The 19,755-nt window shown below is 60.1% G+C and carries 20 protein-coding genes; 5 read left to right on the top strand and 15 right to left on the bottom strand.

All coding sequences use genetic code 11. From position 1 onward, the window contains the following. Positions 1-524: 524 nt before the first annotated feature. Entirely contained in the window at positions 525-2,021 is a 1,497-nt protein-coding gene (locus N688_RS19620; protein WP_162179593.1) for a L,D-transpeptidase, read from the bottom strand. Positions 2,022-2,461: 440 nt separating this feature from the next. Beyond that, positions 2,462-3,601: a cystathionine gamma-synthase gene (locus tag N688_RS19615; RefSeq protein ID WP_052890860.1), complete on the bottom strand. Its 1,140-nt coding sequence runs from the start codon at positions 3,599-3,601 to the stop codon at positions 2,462-2,464. A gap of 326 nt (positions 3,602-3,927) precedes the next feature. On the opposite strand from N688_RS19615, the gene N688_RS19610 reads away from it, so the two are divergent. Beyond that, positions 3,928-4,941, top strand: a complete 1,014-nt coding sequence (locus tag N688_RS19610; protein ID WP_162179592.1) for an alpha/beta hydrolase — start codon at positions 3,928-3,930, stop codon at positions 4,939-4,941. Positions 4,942-5,029: 88 nt separating this feature from the next. Further along, on the top strand, positions 5,030-6,469 hold the full coding sequence (locus N688_RS19605; RefSeq protein ID WP_156025536.1) for a hypothetical protein: 1,440 nt from the start codon (positions 5,030-5,032) through the stop codon (positions 6,467-6,469). Between the two features lie 525 nt (positions 6,470-6,994). Here the strand turns inward: N688_RS19605 and N688_RS19600 are convergent. The 3 genes from N688_RS19600 to N688_RS19590 all read right to left on the bottom strand — a co-directional run bounded on the left by N688_RS19600 (position 6,995) and on the right by N688_RS19590 (position 9,971). Further along, positions 6,995-8,185: a rhomboid family protein gene (locus N688_RS19600; protein WP_052890857.1), complete on the bottom strand. Its 1,191-nt coding sequence runs from the start codon at positions 8,183-8,185 to the stop codon at positions 6,995-6,997. Positions 8,186-8,742: 557 nt separating this feature from the next. Then, positions 8,743-9,378, bottom strand: a complete 636-nt coding sequence (locus tag N688_RS19595; protein WP_052890856.1) for a MarC family protein — start codon at positions 9,376-9,378, stop codon at positions 8,743-8,745. A 209-nt stretch (positions 9,379-9,587) separates the two neighbouring features. Further along, positions 9,588-9,971 (bottom strand): GlsB/YeaQ/YmgE family stress response membrane protein, encoded by a 384-nt coding sequence (locus tag N688_RS19590; RefSeq protein ID WP_202901974.1) that lies wholly within the window; start codon positions 9,969-9,971, stop codon positions 9,588-9,590. Between the two features lie 354 nt (positions 9,972-10,325). On the opposite strand from N688_RS19590, the gene N688_RS19585 reads away from it, so the two are divergent. Genes N688_RS19585 through N688_RS19575 form a run of 3 tightly spaced genes read left to right on the top strand, consistent with a single transcriptional unit; the run spans position 10,326 to position 12,875 of the window. Beyond that, positions 10,326-10,808, top strand: coding sequence for a hypothetical protein (locus tag N688_RS19585; RefSeq protein WP_052890855.1), 483 nt, complete (start codon positions 10,326-10,328; stop codon positions 10,806-10,808). A 2-nt stretch (positions 10,809-10,810) separates the two neighbouring features. Further along, on the top strand, positions 10,811-11,476 hold the full coding sequence (locus tag N688_RS19580; protein ID WP_052890854.1) for a hypothetical protein: 666 nt from the start codon (positions 10,811-10,813) through the stop codon (positions 11,474-11,476). Beyond that, entirely contained in the window at positions 11,460-12,875 is a 1,416-nt protein-coding gene (locus N688_RS19575) for an MFS transporter (protein WP_052890853.1), read from the top strand. The genes N688_RS19580 and N688_RS19575 overlap by 17 nt, the downstream gene beginning before the upstream one ends. 236 nt (positions 12,876-13,111) lie before the next feature. Here the strand turns inward: N688_RS19575 and tatC are convergent, their stop codons facing one another. The 10 genes from tatC to N688_RS19525 all read right to left on the bottom strand — a co-directional run bounded on the left by tatC (position 13,112) and on the right by N688_RS19525 (position 19,729). Then, the gene (gene tatC / locus N688_RS19570; protein ID WP_081839037.1) at positions 13,112-13,948 is read right to left on the bottom strand and encodes a twin-arginine translocase subunit TatC; all 837 of its coding nucleotides are present in this window, start codon (positions 13,946-13,948) and stop codon (positions 13,112-13,114) included. A gap of 121 nt (positions 13,949-14,069) precedes the next feature. Then, positions 14,070-14,447, bottom strand: coding sequence for a Sec-independent protein translocase subunit TatA/TatB (locus tag N688_RS22505; protein WP_081839036.1), 378 nt, complete (start codon positions 14,445-14,447; stop codon positions 14,070-14,072). A gap of 198 nt (positions 14,448-14,645) precedes the next feature. Then, positions 14,646-14,948 carry a hypothetical protein gene (locus N688_RS19560; protein WP_052890851.1) on the bottom strand — a complete coding sequence of 101 codons (303 nt, stop codon included), beginning with the start codon at positions 14,946-14,948 and terminating at the stop codon, positions 14,646-14,648. Beyond that, on the bottom strand, positions 14,926-15,747 hold the full coding sequence (locus N688_RS19555; RefSeq protein WP_052890850.1) for an RNA polymerase sigma factor: 822 nt from the start codon (positions 15,745-15,747) through the stop codon (positions 14,926-14,928). The genes N688_RS19560 and N688_RS19555 overlap by 23 nt, the downstream gene beginning before the upstream one ends. A gap of 539 nt (positions 15,748-16,286) precedes the next feature. Beyond that, entirely contained in the window at positions 16,287-16,547 is a 261-nt protein-coding gene (gene acpP / locus N688_RS19550; RefSeq protein ID WP_052890849.1) for an acyl carrier protein, read from the bottom strand. Continuing rightward, positions 16,547-16,999 (bottom strand): transcription antitermination factor NusB, encoded by a 453-nt coding sequence (gene nusB, locus N688_RS19545; RefSeq protein WP_052890848.1) that lies wholly within the window; start codon positions 16,997-16,999, stop codon positions 16,547-16,549. The genes acpP and nusB overlap by 1 nt, the downstream gene beginning before the upstream one ends. A 213-nt stretch (positions 17,000-17,212) precedes the next feature. Then, on the bottom strand, positions 17,213-17,545 hold the full coding sequence (locus N688_RS19540) for an Asp23/Gls24 family envelope stress response protein (protein ID WP_052890847.1): 333 nt from the start codon (positions 17,543-17,545) through the stop codon (positions 17,213-17,215). A 106-nt stretch (positions 17,546-17,651) separates the two neighbouring features. Then, complete coding sequence (gene fabD / locus N688_RS19535) at positions 17,652-18,698, bottom strand: ACP S-malonyltransferase (RefSeq protein WP_052890846.1); 1,047 nt, start codon at positions 18,696-18,698, stop codon at positions 17,652-17,654. 218 nt (positions 18,699-18,916) lie between these two features. After that, entirely contained in the window at positions 18,917-19,108 is a 192-nt protein-coding gene (rpmF, locus tag N688_RS24080; RefSeq protein WP_081839034.1) for a 50S ribosomal protein L32, read from the bottom strand. 81 nt (positions 19,109-19,189) lie between these two features. Then, positions 19,190-19,729, bottom strand: coding sequence for a YceD family protein (locus tag N688_RS19525; protein ID WP_052890844.1), 540 nt, complete (start codon positions 19,727-19,729; stop codon positions 19,190-19,192). Positions 19,730-19,755 lie beyond the last annotated feature (26 nt).

Here is a 19,755-nt window from a genome sequence, read left to right as displayed (position 1 = left end):
TGCTCCTCGGCGGTGGGGTCCAGCGCGGGCGGCGCCTCCCATCATGTTCGGTCACCTTACAGCGCAGCCGCCCTGTGGAGGCGCCGGCGACCTGGTCAACTGGCTCACTAGAGGTCGAGCCTTGCCCGCCCGGCCTGGTCGGCGGTCTTCTACCGTGTTGCGTTCCTTGCCAGGCGGCGCCTCTCTGGTGTCTGCTTGCTGTCTATGGATCAACTGGCTGGCTACTAACTTGATTGTCTGATTCGTGCAAGCAAGCAAGATAAGACCGGCGCAGTAGGCGCCGGATAGGGTGAGTGCTCAAGGATTGTAACATAGCCGGCGCTGGTTGTCAAACGCTCTTTGTCCCTTGTCATTCTGCTCCTGGTCTCCTTCTGTCTGGTGAAGCACGAGGGGGGTGAGGGGAAGCTAACGAAGAGGAGGAAGAGCTGAGCGAAAGAGAAACAGAGCGAGGGAGGTCTGGCCAGACCTCCCTCGCTCTTGCCGGAAGAGAGATCGCACTGATTAAGCTGATCGCGTCGGAGCTGCTAGTAGATAATCAACGGCGTCCCATAGGCGGTATGATTATAGAGCCAGCCAGCCGCATCTGTCGGCATATTGATGCACCCGTGGCTCCCATTGCCAGCGAAGTCCTCATCGCCGCCGCTATCGTAATGCGGGAACTCTGTACCTGGTCCATAGTCGGCGCGCCACCAGCTATCGTGAATAAAGTAACCATCCTGGCGGTAGGCCATCGCGTAATTGATCTTCGTGTCGGGATACCAGAAGGCTGAGCCTTTTGGCTCGCTGGATTTAAAGACTGTCGGCGACTCCCGATCGAAGATATGGTAGATGCCCGGGGGCGAAGGCCGCATATACTGCCCGGTGGTCACATAGAAGGCGCGCACGAGCTGTCCATTATTGTAGAGGCGCAGCACCTGTTCTACTAGCGAAACCACCATGACCTCGCCCTGCATGAAGCCGTAGCGTGCCATCAGCTGCAGGTCGGTGTTGTGCGCCTGGTTATAGGGCGTCTGATCGCTGTAGTCGGCCTCCATAGCCTGGAGCAGCGTCATGCCGCGATCGATGAAGTCGATAGCCGCCTGGTAATCGTCGATGGTCTGAGCCGTTTCCACCAGGTAATCGGCATCCGAGCCAATGCCCTGGTCCATATATTCGAAATCCAGCTCGTAGCCGTGGTACTTGTGAGCAGCGCCCCAGTTTTTGACCTCCGTGTGGAACTGCTGGAGCAGGTAACTGGCCTTGCCGCGGTAGACCGTGAGCTGGATGGCGCCGATATCGTTATCGATCTGCGAAGAGACCTGCAGATAGTCGCCGATGGTCTGGGCCTGGTCAAGCGCGTGCTGGTCAGCCGTCAGCCGCTGCTGGAAGGTGCTCACGTCCTGGCCGTACTGCTGAGCCTGAGAGATATAGTCGCTGAACTGTCTCAGCTTGGCCGCGCCCACGTAAGGAATGGCCTGCGTGGAGACAACCACGGCTTGCGTGAACTGGGCGTTGATCGTACTGATCAGCCCCTGGAAGTCCTCGGGGCTCCGGGCCGTGTGAAAGCGCTCCTGATCGGCCTGAAGCAGCTGCTTGAGAGGCGTAGTATCCAGGTGCGAAGCCTGAAGCTGGCTAATGACCTGATCAAAGGTTCGCATTTGGTTGGCGGCGGTTGCCATCAGGCGCAACGCCTGCGTGTCCTGGCGAGCCTGGTTGCTGATCTGCTGGTAGTCGCGGGGCAATTTCGCCTGACTAAAGGATGCCTGCAGCTTGGCCAGGCGATTCTGGAAAGGTTGAGCCTCGGCAAAACCTTGCGCCTGGCGCTCGGAAAGCAGACTGGCATAGCCTTGCAGATCCTGCCAGGCCTGATAATCAAACTCGTCGGTGACCTGGGAAGTCAGCCCTTCCACTTGAGTGCACAGTTGCTGATAACGCTGAGTCAGATTCTGATAGTATTGGACCAGGGGCTGATCGTTGAAAAAGCTCAGGGGCGCGTGGCTAGAGGCAAGCTGAGCCTCCTGATCCTCAATGGGGCTAAGCAACGCTTGGGGAACACCCGCGCTGCGCGCCTGGGCGATAAGGCTGTCAAGCCTGGCCTTGGCCTGGTTCGCTGTTTGCTGCTGCGCAGAATTTCCGACACATGCATTTAATGCAAAAAATAAAAGAAAGAGACTAAGCACTATCGAGCTTTTCCAGAAGCGCTGCCGCGCTTTCCTCTCTGAGGGCTTCATTTCAGAGCAGCCTCCTGCTTTTTAGGCAAAGAAGAAGATTGATCGATAGGAATAGATCATTTTCCTTACTAAGGATAACGCTTTTTGGCCAGCGGACTCCTCAATATCCCAAAAAGTAACAGGGGAGAAAGGGCGAGGCCAGGCTGGGGCCGGACCGGGCGCCTACCTGGGGTAGCCGCTTTCTCCCGTAGATTTCCTCTTCGTACTTCTTTTCCCCTGACAGATAGCCTGTGCTGGTAGGGGCGGCCTGTTCAAGCTAGAGCCTGCTCCAAATCGGCGAGCAGGTCGTCGCTGTCTTCGATTCCCACCGAGAGGCGAAGCAGTGTCTCGGTGATGCCGCGGGCCTCGCGCACCTCGCGAGGAATGGAGCCATGAGTCATGCTGGCGGGATGGCAGACCAGGGACTCGATGCCTCCCAGGCTTTCGGCCAGCGTGAAGACCTGGAAGCGGCGCACCAGATGATCGACGTCCTCACGTGTCCCCCGGAGCTGGAAGGAGACCATGCCGCCGGGGCCGCGCATTTGGCGCTGTGCCAGCGCGTGATCGGGGTGCTCACTCAGTCCGGGGTAGTAGACGCGCTCGACGCGCGGGTGCTCTGCCAGGAAGCGGGCCAGGCGTCGGGCATTCTCCTGGTGCTGCTGCATGCGCACGGCCAGGGTTTTGAGTCCGCGCAGGGTCAGCCAGCAGTCGAACGGCGAAGGAACGCCGCCGGCGGCATTCTGATAAAATTTGATCTGCTGATAGATCTCTTCGTGGCTGGTGATCACAGCGCCGCCGATGACATCGCTATGTCCATTGAGGTATTTGGTGGTGCTATGGACCACGATATCGGCTCCGAGCTTCAGCGGCTGCTGCAAGTAGGGTGTGGCAAAAGTATTGTCAACGACCAGGAGCAAGCCGTGGGCGTGGGCCACCTCGGCAACAGCAGCGATGTCGACCAGGCGCAGCAAGGGATTGGTAGGACTCTCTAGCCAGATCAGCCGCGTTGTCGGGCGGATGAGGTGGGCATAGCTCTCAGGTGTGCTTCCCAGCGGCACATAATCGCAGCTCATCTGATAGCGGCGCAAGATTCGCTCGAAGAGGCGATAGGTGCCGCCGTAGAGGTCATCGCAGGCGATCAGGTGGTCGCCTGCGCTCAGCAAGCTCAGCACAGCGCTCTCGGCGGCCATGCCCGAGGCGAAAGCCAGGCCGTAGCTTCCCTCTTCGAGGGCTGCCAGGCAGGTCTCCAGGGCCTGCCGTGTTGGGTTACCGGTACGCGAATACTCAAAGCCTTTGTGGCCGCCCAATCCCTGCTGGGCGTAGGTAGAGGTCTGAAAAATTGGTGGCATGATCGCCCCAGTGGTGGGGTCAGGTTCCTGGCCAGCGTGGATGGCCCGTGTTGCAAACTTCATCGCAGCGCTCCTTGTTTGGAGAATTCCCCTTCTCAGAGAGTTCGAGGATTGCTCATCATAGTACTCTTTCCGCCAAGGGCTTGGCCAGCCCTTCTCGCCGTGGGCAGCGCAGCCATTGACCTGTGTGACCCTGGCGCGTTACCATACAACAGGAAAGAGAGAAAGGCAGCGGGCGCCGGCCAGCCTGTGGTGTGCGTTCCTGCCTGTCATGCCGGGTGCTCTCCGCCAGTAGAGCTGGCCTGATGCTGCGCTCGGCACGATTCGCTACGGTCCGCTCCCGCGAATGTTGCACGACACGCTCAGGTAATAGTAAGGAGGTCTCTCTGATGGCGTCCCTGTTCTCAACCAGCGCTGGCTTGTCCGAAGGAAGAGCAATGGAGGTGACGCGGCGCAAAGAAGAGGCGGGAGTCGTGCTAGTGCATGGCCTCAACGGCAGCCGATATGATATGCAGGAGCTGGAAAGCTATTTGAGAGCGCGGGGTTTGCAGGTTGTGAATTTGCTCCTGCCCGGGCATGGAGAGGAAGACATCGCTCGGCTGGTTGAGGTGAGCTGGAGAGACTGGGTAGAGGCGGTGCGTTCGGAGCTGCAGGCGCTCAAACGTCGCTGTGCAGCGGTATTTCTGGTAGGCCACTCGCTGGGTGGGGCCCTGGTGCTCTACGTGGCTGCACAGGAGGCGGTCGATGGAGTCGTGGCTATGTGTGCGCCGCTGCACCTTTATTCCTGGACTCTGCCCTTCATTCGGCTGGCGCGCCGGCTGGTGCCGCGCATCCGCTGGGCCTGGGAAGACATTCGCGATCCGGCGGCGCGCTATGCCTACAGTCGTGAGCGCTTCGAGCAGAGCCAACAGTGGCGGGTGCTGGTGGCCATCGAGAACCTGCTGGAGTTTCTTCCCCACCTGCGGCAGGCCCTACCAGCGGTGACCGCCCCAGCTCTCATTATGGTAGCGCGCCACGATCACGTTGTTCCCCCACGCGATGGCCTGGCCATCTATCGTCAGGTCAGCTCGTCCGAAAAATATCTGGTTACCTTTCATCGCTCCTATCACCTGATTACTAAAGACTACGACCGCGAGGAGGTCTTTGAGAAGACGGCGGCCTTTATCGATGAACAGGCGCACAAGCGTGGGGTGATCGTCCAGGGCGAGAACCATCAACAAGCCTGGCAGCAGGCCGGCAAACCTTTTGCGCCGCCACCAGTGCTGGGACTACAGACGCGCTGCTGGCGCTGGTGTCAACAGCAGTGGCAGCTCACGAGTATGCGCGCGGCCCAGTTCGCCCAGTGCTTCACATCCTGGGCCGCTCTCGTGTATACTCAGACGGCGAAGAAATTGAAGCCATGATGTGAGGCGACAACTAGCATTGGCTCATCAGGTGAGTGATCCACCGCGTGCCTCAGCTGACTCTGCTTCCGGGCCGCAGAGTCGCTACATGCACCTATCAAGAATCGGCCTGCTGGCTATGCTGAGCCTGGTCGGGCTGCTCCTGGCCTGCTTCAATGGCCTGCTCATCTATGGTCTGACTCCCCAGGCTCAACAGGCAGCTGCACGCTCGGCAACGGCGACCGTGAGCGCTCTTGAAACCCGCGTTGCTTCTCCGATTGTCATAACGCCAACTCCGACCCCGAACCCCTCAGCGACGCCGACGCCCAATCCGCCGATTTTCTGGCCCAATAACGGTGCATCCAATGCTGTACTTCAGTTACCAGAAGGTCGCTATCTGCTCTATGAGCAGCCCTACAATCCGAATCTGCCCAGCAATCCCAAAAACAGTCAAAACCCCAACAGCCAGCAAGGTAATCTCTTCCTGGCTCCTTTAGGTGGTCAGCCGGAGGTTCTCAACGCGCCTGGCTACATCTACAATCAGGCGGTGCGGCCTTTGCTCACGGCCTCCGGGCAGCTGCTTTACAGCGGCGATGGCCTCTGGCTGCTCGACATCTTTAGCGGGCAGGCCACGCAGATCGCCACTATCGATGCTGGCGAGGTGGTGACCTCGATGGCCCTTAGCAGTGACGGGCATTGGCTCGCCTGGAGTAGCGAACCCTCCAACGGGCGAGGCACTATCAAGATTTACGCCGGGCCGCTGGCCAGCACCCACCTCGTCTATCAGCAATCGACTGCAGACTGTCCCTGTTTCCGGGTTTTTGCTGTTCTTCCGGCTAGTAGCAAGCAGGTGCTCGCCTATCTCCTACTGACGGACAGTCGTGGCAGCCATGAAGCGATTCAAAATGGCCTGTGGGTGCTGCCGATTACCAGCACAGTTGGACAAGAGCAACAGCAGCCGCAGGAGGTTCTCGACGAAGATCCGCAGCAGGGGCCGCTGTTGCTCTCGCCCTCTGATCGCTTCCTCCTCTATTCGCCCAACGAGGGGCAGGTCCCCTATCCGACCGATAATAGTGTTCCGGCGGACATTGCGGCTCTCTCCTATGCGAACAGTTTGAGTCTGGCTTCGCTGGGAGGCTCGCCGCCGGCGCTGGGAAAGGCCCAGGTTGTGCTTCCTGCGCAGCGGGCGCTGCGTAGCATTGCTGATTATCACTGGGTGACCACGCCGCTTTTTACTCCTGATGAGCGCTCCCTGGTCTATGTGGAGTTTTCCAGCGACGACCAGCCGCCCTATGGCCGCCACAGTGCTCTCTACACGGTGCAGGTGAGCGATGGCAATGGCCATCTGCGCGTGACCAAGCCTGTGCTCCTGGCAACCTCCACTGCGGCTTTGGTTGAATTGGGAACCTGGCTCAATGGGCACACGCTGACTTTCTATGCCGATGGGAACGTCTTTGCCCTCGATCTCACCAGCGGAGCCATTGCAACGCTGGTCCAGGCGGGAACCTATGTACGTGCCATTGCTGTGGTTGGCACGGGCCGCGTCTGAGCGCCTGGACCACTGGTCCAGGCGCCTGCTGGGCCGACGACTCCTCTCTATTACTCAATGTACCAAGAAAAAGGGAGCTGAGCGGGGGGTAAAGGGCATGGATAGGATCATGTGACTCAGCCGGGTCACAGCGAGATTGCAGGCTCAGCTCCTTATATTTAGTTTACTCTGTCTACCAACAGGCGGCGGGTGAGCCTCTGCTGGCGCGCTGTGCGGGCTGAGGAAGAGCAGAAGTAAGGCGGGCGGAAGGAGAGCACGGCAACAGGCAAAACAGGCAAGGGGTCAGCCTGCCAGACGAGCGAGAAGGCCCGCCTCAAAGCCAGCGCCTGAGTGAGAAACAATCTCCCCCGGCGCGGACCGAGCGCCCAGACAGTCGGGCTGCCTGGACTGCTGGGGCGCTTCCTTCCGATCGGCTGCGATGCACTCCCAGCGGGCAACCCGTCACGCTTATCTGATCGTCGTCTCTCTCCTCCCCGCAACCTGGTTCGGCTCGAGCAGGCTCGCTCGGGCTGGGGGCGGGAGGAGCTAGAGAAAGCGCCGCTCCAGCGGACGACCCAGCAGGAAGCCCAACACCAGGCCCGTGATCAGGCCACCGATGTGGTCAGAAACGGCGATATTGCTGCCGGGAGCGAAACCCAGGGCCAGGTTGAGGCCCAGCCAGAAGAGCCAGTTGATAATCGCCCCCTGGCCGAAAGGTCCCAGTGCTCGCCGGTTCATGATATAGAAGGCGCCAAGTGCACCGAAAACGCCGAAGATCGCTCCCGAGGCGCCCACGCTCAGCACCGTTGTGGGCATCAGAAAGTAGGTAGCCAGGCCGCCGACGATCCCCGAGGCAAGGTAGATGATCAGGTAGCGTATCTTGCCATAGAATAGCTCAGTGGCACTGCCGATCAAGAACAGTGAGAACATGTTTAAGAAGATATGGAGGATGTTGGCGTGCAAGAACATCGCCGTGAAGATACGCCAGTAGTCCCCAACCTGGCTGACCTCTCCTCCCAGCTGGTAGAGCACATTCTCGTCGATAAAGAGGCTCTGACTCAAGAAAGCCTCGGCCAGAAAAACGCCGACGTTGATAGCGATCAGGGCGTTCGTTACCAGGCGTGGGTAGCGGCTCAAGATAAAGCGTCCGCGTGTGATCTGGCGTTGGAGTTGGCTGCGCTGGGACCAGGGAGCCTGCTCCTGTGGCAGCGGCTGACTTGGGCTGGTGGGTGCGCTGGGTGAGGGTGAAGAAGAAACACCCCGATAGCCGAAGCTATCCTCCAGGGGAGGGAAAGCCCGCTCGAAGCGCCCGCCGTAGGAAAGGCGCGCAGCGCGTGACCGTGCCAGGCCGGCATCGTAGTACTGGCCCAGGGCCTGCAGCAGGTAGGAGCGCAGAGCATGGGCGTAGGCATTGGCCGGCTCCTGAGCGATATACTGGTCGACCTGGGCCAGTGCCTGATCGTAGCGCTTCTCCAGCAGTGCCAACAAGGCTTGGGCTAACAAGCTTTCCGGGCCGCCCTCTGGCTGTAGCTCCTGGACTTTCTTGCAAGCCAGGGTCACCACCCGGTAGTCCCCCAGGCCCAGGTTAGCCTCTGCCAGGCCCAGGTGTACCTTGGGGTTCTCTGGATCAATCTGGGCGGCGTGGGCAAAAGCAATGGCTGCCTCTCGCGGTTGTCCCTCGGCGAGGGCCTGTTTGCCACGTTCCAGGTAAGATTGAATATCGGTCTGTGCTTCCAAATGTCTCCTCCACTCAGGCGTAGTGCCACACTATACCGTCAAAGCTCCTGCTCTTGGCTGGACTGGCTGGCTAGCTGACTGTGTCATCTGTCGTAACAAAATAAGGACTCCTGGTCGTTCAGCCACTCCTTTCAGGAAGGCGTACGACAGCAAGCAAGGGCTACCAGGTCCTGAGCGTCTGACTGCTTCGCTGGTGTCCTGGGTACCACATCCTACATGATATCATAGGGACATGCTGCCAGGGGCTGTCGGGTGAAGCCGGAGAAAGCGGTCCTTTTCTCTTTGCTGACCAGGCTCATGGTCTGGCCAGGAGAGAGAAGCCTATGGCAGCCGTTGCTCCTGATGGAGCAGAGGGCACCTGATGGCTGCCCTGCCTCGCGAAGCAGGAGGCTGTCGCCAGATAGCCCTGAACCCCGAGGTTACAGAGGCGATTGACACACTCCCTACTCAAAAGATACTACGAATGGCCTGGCAAAAGGTGACGTCTCTCTCCTCTTTTTTTGTGGTAGCTCCTGCAGTGCCACTCTAGGGCGGAGGCTCTCCTCTTGCCACTGGCCTCAGCGCAGCAGACCGCTGGTGTGGATGAAGGTCAACGTTCCATTCAGGATGAACTGGATGGCGAGCGCTGCCAGCAGGATGCCAAGGATGCGCGAAAGGACCAGAATCCCGGTTCGTCCAATGTGCTCCATAATCCAGGAGCTGTGGCGCATAACAATCCAGGCTGCCAGCAGAGAGGTGGCAATGGCGGCTGCCACAGAGCAGAGCTTGAAAGGGTCGGGCAGGGCCTGATCAACGTAGAGAATGGTGGTGGCGATCGTCCCCGGGCCGGCAATCATCGGAATGGCGAGAGGAAAGACACTAATGTCCTCGCGCGTCATGGCCTCTTCCTCTTCAGCGGCGGTGCGGCGCGTCCCCGGCGATCGCCCAAAAAGCATCTCCACTGCCACGAGAAAGAGCAAAGCCCCTCCTGCCATATTGAAGGCGTAGAGGGTAATCCCTAATCTATCAAGTAGAAAGCGACCGATAAGGGCAAAGACAGCAATGATGGCCGCGCTGATCAAGATGGCGCGGGTGATCACTGTGCGGCGCTGGGTCTCATTGAGATGGGCCGTCAGTGCGATGAAGACGGGTGCTAACCCGACGGGGTCGATAATCGTAAAAAAAGTCACAAAGGCACGAGTCGTAAAGACCACTGCAACGCCTCCCTCACTCGACTAGCTTGCTGTAGTATACGGGAGAAAGCGCTCACTGGCAATGTGTCGGGTGGTAGTTTGCCTGGGTCAAGTGAGGGAGGGGGGGAGGGGGAGAGCGGGTTGCCGGGGCCTGATCTGCTGCGGATAGCGGTCGGCTCCGCGAAGAAAGCAGGCCCGGCGGCAAATGAGTCAGCGTACAAAGGAGCGAGCTAGTCACCCCGACGATAGTATGGACGGCGATGGCGCCAGGCGCCGAAAGTGATCAGGTGCCAGATAAACACCAGCAGGATCGCGCCGATGAGCGCCCGGAAAATGGGAACGCCGTAGACCGTGGGGTCACCGGTAATGGTGAAAGGAAACAGGTGTGTGAAAAGCCAAATGCCGATCAATCCTGCGATAACCGCTCCGATGATGCCTCCTGGCAGCCGCCAGCCGACAATAAACTCGGCCAAGAGGCCGGCGATAGCGGCAATCACCACATAGATGACGGTTCCCACGGTCACTGTCCAATGAAAATCTCCGATATTGATTGTAAAGAGCGGTGAATCGGAGGTAAGAGCAGCGATCGCTGCAGACGTCACAGAAGCAAACATAGAAGTTCCCTCCTTCTCTTCGAACCGGGCCTTATGGCCCGAGCCGGTTCCCTCTTGTGCCACCTCATCCATGATCTCTTGCTTTGACAATACACGCAGGACGCAGCTGAGAGCAAGTCAACAATAAAAGATTCAGCAATTTCTCAGCTAACGCTCAGCTTTCTAAGGGAAAATAGCCTGCCGTGAGCGGTCTGTCGCCTGAGCGGCCTCAGCGGCGTATACACGTAATGAGAGCCTTGTCACTGGCGAGGCCGAAGCTAGTCGACTGCCGCGCTGGTGGTCGCTGTTTAAGGCCATGCGTTATAATCAGGTAGTACAGGCTTCTCTAAATCTTTGCCGGGAGGTCTCTTTCTTATGCAAAGCGCAAAGCGCTATTTGCTGGTGATTGGGGTTGGGGTATTGGTGTTGCTTATTGTAGGCTTTATCCTGGCTGCTCTCTTCCATGTTTTGCTGGCAGTGCTCTATATTGCTTTGATCATCCTGGCTGCAACGACGCTGATCGCTATTGCTCTTCTCATCTATACTATTCTCGCCCTGTTGCGAGCAATTACGACCGTGCGCAACGAGATGCGTCCGCTCCTGGCCTCGATGCAGGAGACGGTTGGCGTGGTCAAAGAGACGGCCCGCACCGCCGGTCACACGGTGACGACGGTGGGCAGTGCGGCCCAGTTGGCGCGTGATTTCGCCCTGGCGCCGGGGATTCGCGCCGTGGCCACTGTTCTGGCGGGGCAGCAGGTGCTGCGCATCTTCCTGGGCAAGGGCCGTGCGCGCCGCGGCGAAGAGCGCCGACGTCAGCAGATGCGTGCCATCCGTGCTCAAGAGGTTGGAGGAAAGTAACGATGTCCATCCCTCTTCTGGCTACTCTCGCTGCTGATCCACTGGAGACCTGGGGCCAGATTGCGGCGATTGTGCTGGCCATCGAGTTGTTTGTCTTTATTGTCCTGGCGCTGGGACTCTCCATCGGCTTATTCTTCGCCTTTGCCTGGGTCCAGGAGAAGAGCGAGCTGATTAAGCGTTTACGCCCGGCGGTCGATCAGCTCAATCAGGCTCTGGAGGTCAGCGCTGCCGAGCGACCTGCTGAAGGAGGTGCCTTAGAGCATCCGCTGGTCCAGGGTGTGGTCAGCCTGCCGGAGCGGGTGCGGGCAGTTGACCGGCGTGTCGAGCAGGGAAGCGACCGGGTGGCGGAAGCGGTGATCGAGTTCCGAGCGCGGACGGTGATGGTCAAGGAAGTGGCCAGGGCCTTCTTCTTGCCGGGGTTGGTGCGACGCGAGGCGCGTGAACGAGAGCTGCGTCGTGCTGCGGTGGCCGGCGAGGAGCAGCGAGAAGCGTCGCGCGAAGCCTGGCCCTCGAGAGCGGGCCGCGACCTCTCTGCTGACCTGCCTGTTGCGACCGAAGCCCAACAGGGTGCTGGCCGGGCCGGCAAGGGGGGAGAGCGTGCTTCTACCAGAGAGGAGGCGCCTGCTCAACAGGCGGTGCAATCCATGCGCCATGTCTCTCCTCGTTGACTACCTACGTCAGTTTACCCGCTTGCAGCGGAATGCTCGCCTCTATCTGATCAGCAACGCTCTTGGTGGTGTTTCGCTCGGCATTCTGCTGCTGCTGTATAATCTCTATCTCGATGCTCTGGGCTACCGCGCTGACTTCATAGGGGCCGTCCAATTTGCGGCTACCGTCGGGGCGGGTCTGGCTATCTTTCCCGCGGGCCTCTGTGTGGACCGTTTGGGGGGCAAGACCATCCTGATCGTAGCCAGTCTCCTGATTGGTCTGCTGGGGGCTGGCCAGATCCTCTTTCGCCAGGCTCTGCCTTTGCTCGTGACGGCTTTCCTGGCAGGCGTAGTCAGCGCGGCCCTCCTCGTCGTCAATGCTCCCTATCTGACTCAGAACAGCTTGCCGGCAGAGCGCTCCCATCTCTTCAGCCTCAATCTGGTCGTGACGCTGGTGACCTCGGTCGCTGGGCGTTTGCTCGGGGGAGCGCTGCCCGTCTGGTTTCGTCAGCTGACCTGGTTCATGGGGCCGCTCCCGTTCCCTCTCAATGCTCTGCTTGCCCCCCAAGCGGAGGCCCGAGCCTATCAGCTGGCCCTCATTGCGGCTGGCCTGCTGGCCATTCCCAGTCTCATTCCCCTCTTTCTGCTCGATCCTGATCCGCGGCCTCTCTCGAAGCCAGCCGCTGATGGAAGGCTCAGGTCTCTGCTGACCGGAGGAGTTGGCGGTCTTGTACGTCGTAGAGTCTGGGCCAGCTGGAGGCGCCGGCTCGACTGGAAGGTCTGGAGGCGCTGGCTGGGCAGTGCCCTGGTGCTGCTCACGCTGGAGCAGGGGCTGATTGGTTTCGGGGCTGGCCTCTTTATTCCCTACTTCAATCTCTTTTTTGTGCGTCATCTGGGGGCCAGCTCCTGGCAATTTGGTCTCATCGATGGGGGGGCCACCGCTCTCACCGCGGGCGCCACGCTTCTCGCCCCCTGGCTAGCGGCGCGTCTGGGCAAGGCGCGGGCCGTAGTCGCGACGCAGGCGCTCAGTCTGCCGCTCATGCTGGTCCTGGGCTTCAGTCCTTCCCTGTTGCTGGCGGCCCTGCTCTATCCACTGCGTCAGGGGGTGATGGACATGACAATGGGCGTGCTGCAGGCCTTTTCAATGGAGGTTGTGCCGGCCCAGTGGCGTGGCCTGGCCAACAGCAGCTACCAGGCTGCCTATTGGATCGCCTACTCGGTGTCGACTCCCCTTGGAGGGATTGTCATCGTTCAGCAGGGCTATGCGGCGATCTTTGTGCTGGCGGCCATCAGCTATGCCCTTGCCATCCTTGTGCTATGGCAAGGTTTTGGGCGTGATCCGCAAGAGAAAACAAGAGGAGAGGCCGGGATGAAGCCGTCTGAGCGGGGAGCAGCCGAAGCTGAGGCCGGGCTGCACTGAGCCGGACTCGTCGTCTCGTGTGCCCCCCGTCAGCGCGGAACTCGTTCTTTGGCTCAGCTATCGTGACCAGCGAGGGGAGGCTCTCAATTGAGATTGAAGCGAAGTGCTGGCACCTCTGGCGATCGCCTGAGTGTGAGTGAGTGTAGAGTGAGTGTAGAGTGAGGCGAGAGTAGGTGTGAGAGCGAGCCTGGCGAGTCGAGTGGCATCTGCCTTTTCCAGGACTCGCGCAAGCTCGCTCAGGCGCCTGCCTTACTGGGACGAACCATAAAGCGGATGAGGAGAATGGTCAGCTCGTAGAGACAAGACATCGTCACCCCCAGGATAATCGGGCTATAGAAATCGGCCCCGGGGGTTAAAAAGGTCGAGGCGATCCACAATCCGACGTGGGAGGCGGCGCGACGACGTTTCAACGTTTCGGCGCTTACGATCCCGAGCTTAGCCAGGAAAGTCAACACGAGAGGAATCTCGAAGACGATGCCGAAGGCCAGCAAGAAGAAGGCCACGAACGTAAAGTAGCTGTCTGCCGAAACGAGCTCCACAAAATCGCCGGACGAGAATGCGATCAACCATTGAACTGGGTACTGCAGGACCACGAAGCCGAGGGCAATACCAGCCACGAAGAGGAGGCTGCCCATAATCAAGAAAGGCAGGGCGGCCCTTTTCTCGTGGCGATAGAGGCCGGGAGCAATAAAAGCCCACGCTTGATAAAGGATCACCGGCATTGCCAGCAGGATACCAACCGCGATCGAGACCTTGAGGAAGACCGTGAAGCCTTCGGCCAGGCCGATAGTGATCAAACCCTTGCCTGCCAGCTCTCCATGAGGGCCGAGGCGTAGGCCAGCGGTCAGCGTCGGCAGCGGCAAGGTCAGGAAACGCAGAATCGGCTCGCGGAAGATAAAGGCGACGACTGCTCCGACGACGACCGCGATCAGCGACTTAAAAATGCGCCAGCGCAGCTCCTCCAGATGCTCAACGAGCGTCATGGAGGCGCCATCTTCCTCTTCCTCCTCAAAGCGGAAGGTCTCATCCAGGTCGGGCATCAAATCAGGTTGTTGTAAGTTCCCCGTAGCCATGCTCTTCCTCTGCTCACTCCCGGCGGTGCAGGGCGGGCTGAACCGATAGGACGCATCTACTCTGCATAGCTGCTACTTTGCTCCCTTGTACAGCTCCAGTCTATCCAGAGAGAGCGGTGTCTCATTCCGCCTTCTGCCTGCTCTCGCTGCTGGCCGGTTCCGTCTTACTGATACTGGCGGGAGAAGGCTGGCCCTGGGTTGACTGAGGCTGCGTCTCGTGAACCAGCTCGGGAGTTGGCTCAAAGAGCGGGTCCTGGCGCAGGCTACTGCCGCTGCTCAGGCGGTTCAAATTATTGCGCGCCGCATAAGAAGGGGAAAAAGGCTCATCCAGAGGATCGCGCTCATCCTTGTCCTTTGTGAGATCGCTCATCCCCTTCCGAAACTCCTTGATGCTCTTCCCGATGGCCGACCCCATTTCGGGCAGGCGCTTGGGTCCGAAGATCAGCAGGGCGACGATCAGAATGACGACCAGATCGAGACCGTGGAATCCGGGGACCATAGTTGCACCCTCTCTTTTCTCGTCTTGTCTTGCTTTACCTGATCAAGGCGTGGCGCCTTTCTTTATGCACTCCGAAAGCGACGACACTCTTCTTCTTTCATTACTTATTGTAGCTCACGCTTGCTGTTCTTGCCAGGAACGCCCCTGCTCGTGAGAGAGGGGGCTGAGAGCTGGCGTGGTGGCATGCTCTCCCTCTCGCTAACCAGAATAAGCGGGGTAGGAAGACAGCTCTCGCTGGTGGGGGGTCAGCAGAGACTGCACGCAATCCAGGCCAAGGCTCAGCATACCGGCCCCAGCCGCGCCAAGGGCCACCAGAGCGGCGGCGCGGCGGCGGCTCAAGCGCCGTTCGCCCAGCAAGCGAGCGATACGTTGACCACTTTCCAGAGAGGCGGCCTCTCTGGTCACGCCTGCGCGCAGGCGACTCTCCAGATCGGAGGGGGTAGGGGCCTGCTCGCCGTAGTGACGCAGGAGCAGCACCTCAACAGAGTCCAAAGGCTGCATAGCGTCTCCCATTGTACCAGGGGGGACCGGCGGCCAGCCGCTCGGGTCTCTCCTCACTGGCAGCATCTCCTGTATGCAGCGTCTGCTCGGATTGGAGAGGCGTCGCCTCCTCGCTATTTGCGCGCCGGGAGGGGGCTGGCGCTCCGGGCGCGTCGCCGGACTGGCAAGCGGGAGCGAGATCGGGTCGGCGACCCGGTCCATCGCCGCGCTCCAGGGCGTAGAGCTGCTGGAACTGCCGGCGAGCGCGTACCAGGCGCTGACGAACCGCCGGCTCGCTCAGGTCCAGCATCTGAGCGATCTCCGCGCTAGAGAAATCGCCCACCACTGAAAGCAGAAGGCAGACGCGCAGTGGCTCTGGCAGGCGCTGCAACGTTCGCTGGACGGCATCGCGTTCGGCGATCAGGTCACCGGGATCAGAGCCAGGTGCGGCCCCATAGCCATCAGGCTGGACGGGAGCCGCCTGGGCCGCGAGATCCTCTGTTAAGCGTTCGCCCTCTGACTCTTGATCGCGTCGGTTCTGGTTGCCAAGCGAGGAGAAGGGTACAAAGCGGAAGAGACGCTTGCGGCGCTCCTGCATACGGACCGTATTGAGAGCGATCTTCAGCAGCCAGGCACGGGCGTTAAAATGAGGGCCACTGGAAGCGCGGGCGGCCTCGATACTTTTCAGCGCCTGCTGAAAAGTATCCTGAGTGAGGTCCTGGCTTTCCTCCCAATCGCCGGTCAGGCCATAGATTGTATGGAAGACCAACTTGCCGTACTGCTGGATCAGTGCCTCAACGGCCTGCGCCGCGGGTACCATTGCTATCTACATCCTCACTCGCTTGACGTCAACCAGAGCCGGGGGTTGCCGGCCAGACGAGGGAATCTCTCCTTACTTAAGGAGATGCCTGGGGGAGAAGAAATGTGACAGAGGGAGAGGTGAGGGGGGAAGACGAGATCAGCGGCGACCACCGCCCCACCCATCCCACGCCACATAAGCCATCAAATCTGGCTGGAGAAGCGCATCGCCTGCCCTCAGAGCGAGCTGACCGACCGACCGACCGACTGACTGACTGACTGACCGCATAAGCGGGCAGACAAGCGTAGCGAGAAAAAGCAGAGAGGCGGTTTGACCGGCTGTCTGTTACCAGACAAGCCGAAGCGACGAGCGCATCTACGGCGTGATCCGAGAGCATCCCGCAGTCCCCAGGGAAGGTAGAGGGGAAAACAAATAGAGCCGTAGAGCTGCGGCCACCGCGCCGCCTCCTGTCTTCCACCTGCTTCTCGTATCCGCAGAAGAAGATCGAGTCAGGTTAGTGAATAATAAGATCGGATCAGATCAGCGCAGCTCCAAGGAGCTTAGCGCAGATGTTCCTCGATATATTCCTGGGCCTCACCCACCGTCGTGATCTTCTCAGCGTCCTCATCCGAGATCTGGAGCTTAAACTCCTCTTCCAGAGACATGATCAGCTCCACCAGATCCAGGGAGTCCGCGTTGAGATCCTCGACGAAAGAGGCGCTGGGGACCACCTCGCTCTCATCGACACCGAGCTGCTCAACGATGATCCGCTTCAAGCGCTCGGCGACGGAGCCGGTGCCGGAGCCAGAGCCAGAAGCCATTAGGATGTCACCTCGCTTTCCGCTGTTGGAGTGGGCTGCTGTTGTTGTGCCCGCGCAAATATTGTGCCAAGGACGCCGTTGACGAAGCGGCTCGAAGAGTCGCTGCCAAACAGCTTGGCTAATTCGACCGCCTCGTTAATGGCTGCCTTTGCTGGTACCGTATTATTAAACAGAATCTCATAGATTGCAAGTCTGAGGATATTTTTATCGATGCGAGCCATTTGTGAAAGTGGCCATTCGCGTGCAGCGCTCTGGATCTGCGCATCGATCGTCTCCAGGTGGGCGCAGGTGCCCTCAACCAGCTCAAGGGCATAATCCACCACCCGGGGATGCAGATTGCGCTCTTGGGCATGGCGCCGCACCACCTCGACCGGGGAGTGCTGTACCGTATCGAACTCATAGAGCGCCTGCAGCGCGACCATCCGGGCCTGTCTGCGTATCCCTAGCGGCATAGTGTCTTCACCCAATCGCTGGTCTAGCTTGCTGCTGGCTTTGCCCGACCGCGTGCGCTTGCGCGCGAGCAGGAAGCTAGCCTCTGTCGAACACGCCTCATCGTGGATGCCACATCTCCTCTCTCTACTACCTACCTACCTATCTGCCTACTTACGTATCTACTGACCTGGTGTGATCGTGCCTCTCTCGTCTTCCTGCCTCTGCTCAAGGCGTTAAGCCACATCCTGGATGTAGACATTGATCTCACGCACCTGCATCCCGACCATATGCTCCAAGGCGGCGGCCACCTCTTCCTGGACCGCGGTGGCGACCTCGACGACGTTGACGCCGGAAGCCACGACCAGGTAAAGGTCGACGCTCACGGTATTGTCCTTGACCGTCAGAGCCACACCCTGGCGCGGGATCTCGCGACCAGCAAAAGCCGGCCAGCGCTCGCTTCCACGGGCCAGGCGGACCACGCCGGCCACCCCTAGCGCGGCATTCGAGACGATAGTTGTCAAGACCTGGCGGGCGACGCGCACCACGCCTGGAGGCTCATTGGTCATAGTGCTTGCTCCCCTTCGACTTTGCAGCATCCTGACGGGACGCTGGTTGCTCGCTAGACTCTTTCCGCGGGCTTGCGGGCAAGAACCTGTGATTCATTATACCGCATCAGAGCTGGAGCAACCCTTGCTCACGCAAGGCAGTCACCGCTTTGTCCAGTTCGCTGGCGTTGCTAATGGACACGGTGGTAGCATCGCGAACAATGCGTTTGACCAGGCCGGTCAGCACTGAGCCGGGGCCGATCTCCAGATAGATCCTGACACCGGCAGCGGCCAGGTACTCGACGCTGCGAATCCACTGCACGGGGGCGACGACCTGCCGCGCCAGCTCCTGGCGCAGGGCCTCCGCATTGGTCAGCGGACGCGCCTCGATATTGCTGATGATAGGGATGCTTGCCTCGCGCAACGGCGTAGTAGCCAGTGCCTGGGCCAAACCAGCGGCAGCAGGCTCCATGACGGGCGAGTGGAAGGCGCCACTGACTGCCAGAGGAATGACCCGCTTGGCGCCGCGCGTCTTCGCTCGCTCCATTGCCAACGCGAGGGCGTGCTGCTCACCGGAGATGACGATCTGGCCGGGGGCGTTGACATTGGCCACGCTCACCTTGCCCCAGCCAGGATGGCTGGTCTGAGGCTGGGCCGCTGCTCCTTCCCGTGCGGCCTCTTGACTGGCCTCCTGACAGATCTCCTGGAGCGTTGCCTCATCCAGGCCAATCACCGCCGCCATTCCGCCCGGGCAGACGCCTCCTTCATGATGCATCAGGCGTCCCCGTTCCCGCACCAGGCGTACGGCGTCCTCCAGGTCGAGGGCGCCCGCAGCGACGAGGGCGGCATATTCTCCAACACTGTGGCCGGCGGTGAAGGTGGGAGTCAAAGGGGACGACCAGGACGACCAGCTAGAGTGGGGAGCAAGCCGCTCCTGCAGTGCGGCCAGGAGGGCGAGGCTGACAGTGACAATGGCGGGTTGGGCGTTAATCGTCTCACGTAGCTGCTCTTCCGGTCCCTGGAAGCAGAGAGTACTGAGAGCCAGGCCCAGAGCCTGGTCGGCCCGCTCAAACACCTGGCGGGCCGCAGGGGACTGCTCATAAATATCGGTCCCCATGCCCACCGTCTGACTGCCCTGTCCAGGGAAGAGGAAAGCTATGCCTTGTGCTGTCATAGGGTTACACTGTGCGCGAGGGAGAAACGCGGCACGAGCGAGGCACTGGGACCGACTGACTCATCGTCGTATCTGCTCTGGCCCTGCCTCGCCCGACCGCGGACGTGGCCTCGCGCTCTCTCCTCTTTTGGTCGTAGTCTCGGCTTGCCCGTCCGCCCCGTCTGTCGGGTGCAGGCCTGCTGGCGTGCACCGCAGTGCGCACGGGGGCAGGGTGGCCACTAATGCTTGCGCTCCTTCGGCCAGAAGACCTGGCGACCGCGGTAGGTGCCGCACTTAGGACACGCGTGATGGGCGAGCCGCGGCGAGCGGCACTGTGGACAGAGCACCAGCTGAGGCAGCTTCAGGTGAAAATGCGCGCGCCTCTCGCCCTTACGCGCATGGGAAACTCGCTGTTTTGGTAATGCGCCCATAGAATAAAGCTCCTCCTCTATCTCCATAATCGGGCTGGCTGGCAGGAACGGGCTGGATGACCAGCGTGACCAGCGAGCGCGTCAAGCCTGCGACGGTAAACGCTGTTGCAACAGCTCGGCCAGCGTGCCCCAGCGCGGATCGATCTCCGGCTGGCACTGGCAGGGTCCCAGACTCAGATCGTGGCCGCACTGCGGGCAGAGGCCAGGGCAATCCTCGCGGCAGAGCGCAGGCATGGGCAGCGCCAGCAGCAGGTGCTGGCGCACGGCTTCGCTCAAATCAAGATGATGGTGCTCGTCAATCGGAAAGCCCTCGTCCTCACCCAGAGGTGGGGGAACAGGCACGCCACTGGTGACATCGATGGTAGGATAGAACAGCTCTTCGAAGGTGATATGCATAGGCTGCTCAAAAGGCTTCAAGCAGCGATCGCAAACCATCGAGAGGGTCAGATCCACCCAGCCATCGACCAGCAACCCGTAGTCGGTGCGTCGCATGCGGACGTGGCCATTGATAGCGCCGAGTATCTTAAGATCGCTATCCAGCTGAACATCTTCTTCATGAATATCTGCCTGGAAGGCAGTCCCGATGGGTGCCTTCAGCAGTTGCGCCACGTTGTACTGCATAGGAAACGGAACCTCACTTTTTGCCC

The sequence above is a fragment of the Thermogemmatispora carboxidivorans genome (assembly GCF_000702505.1).
GTDB classification, from domain to species: Bacteria; Chloroflexota; Ktedonobacteria; order Ktedonobacterales; family Ktedonobacteraceae; genus Thermogemmatispora; species Thermogemmatispora carboxidivorans.
Note: the sequence above shows the minus strand (reverse complement) of the source record. Positions and strands in the feature narration are given on the sequence as shown.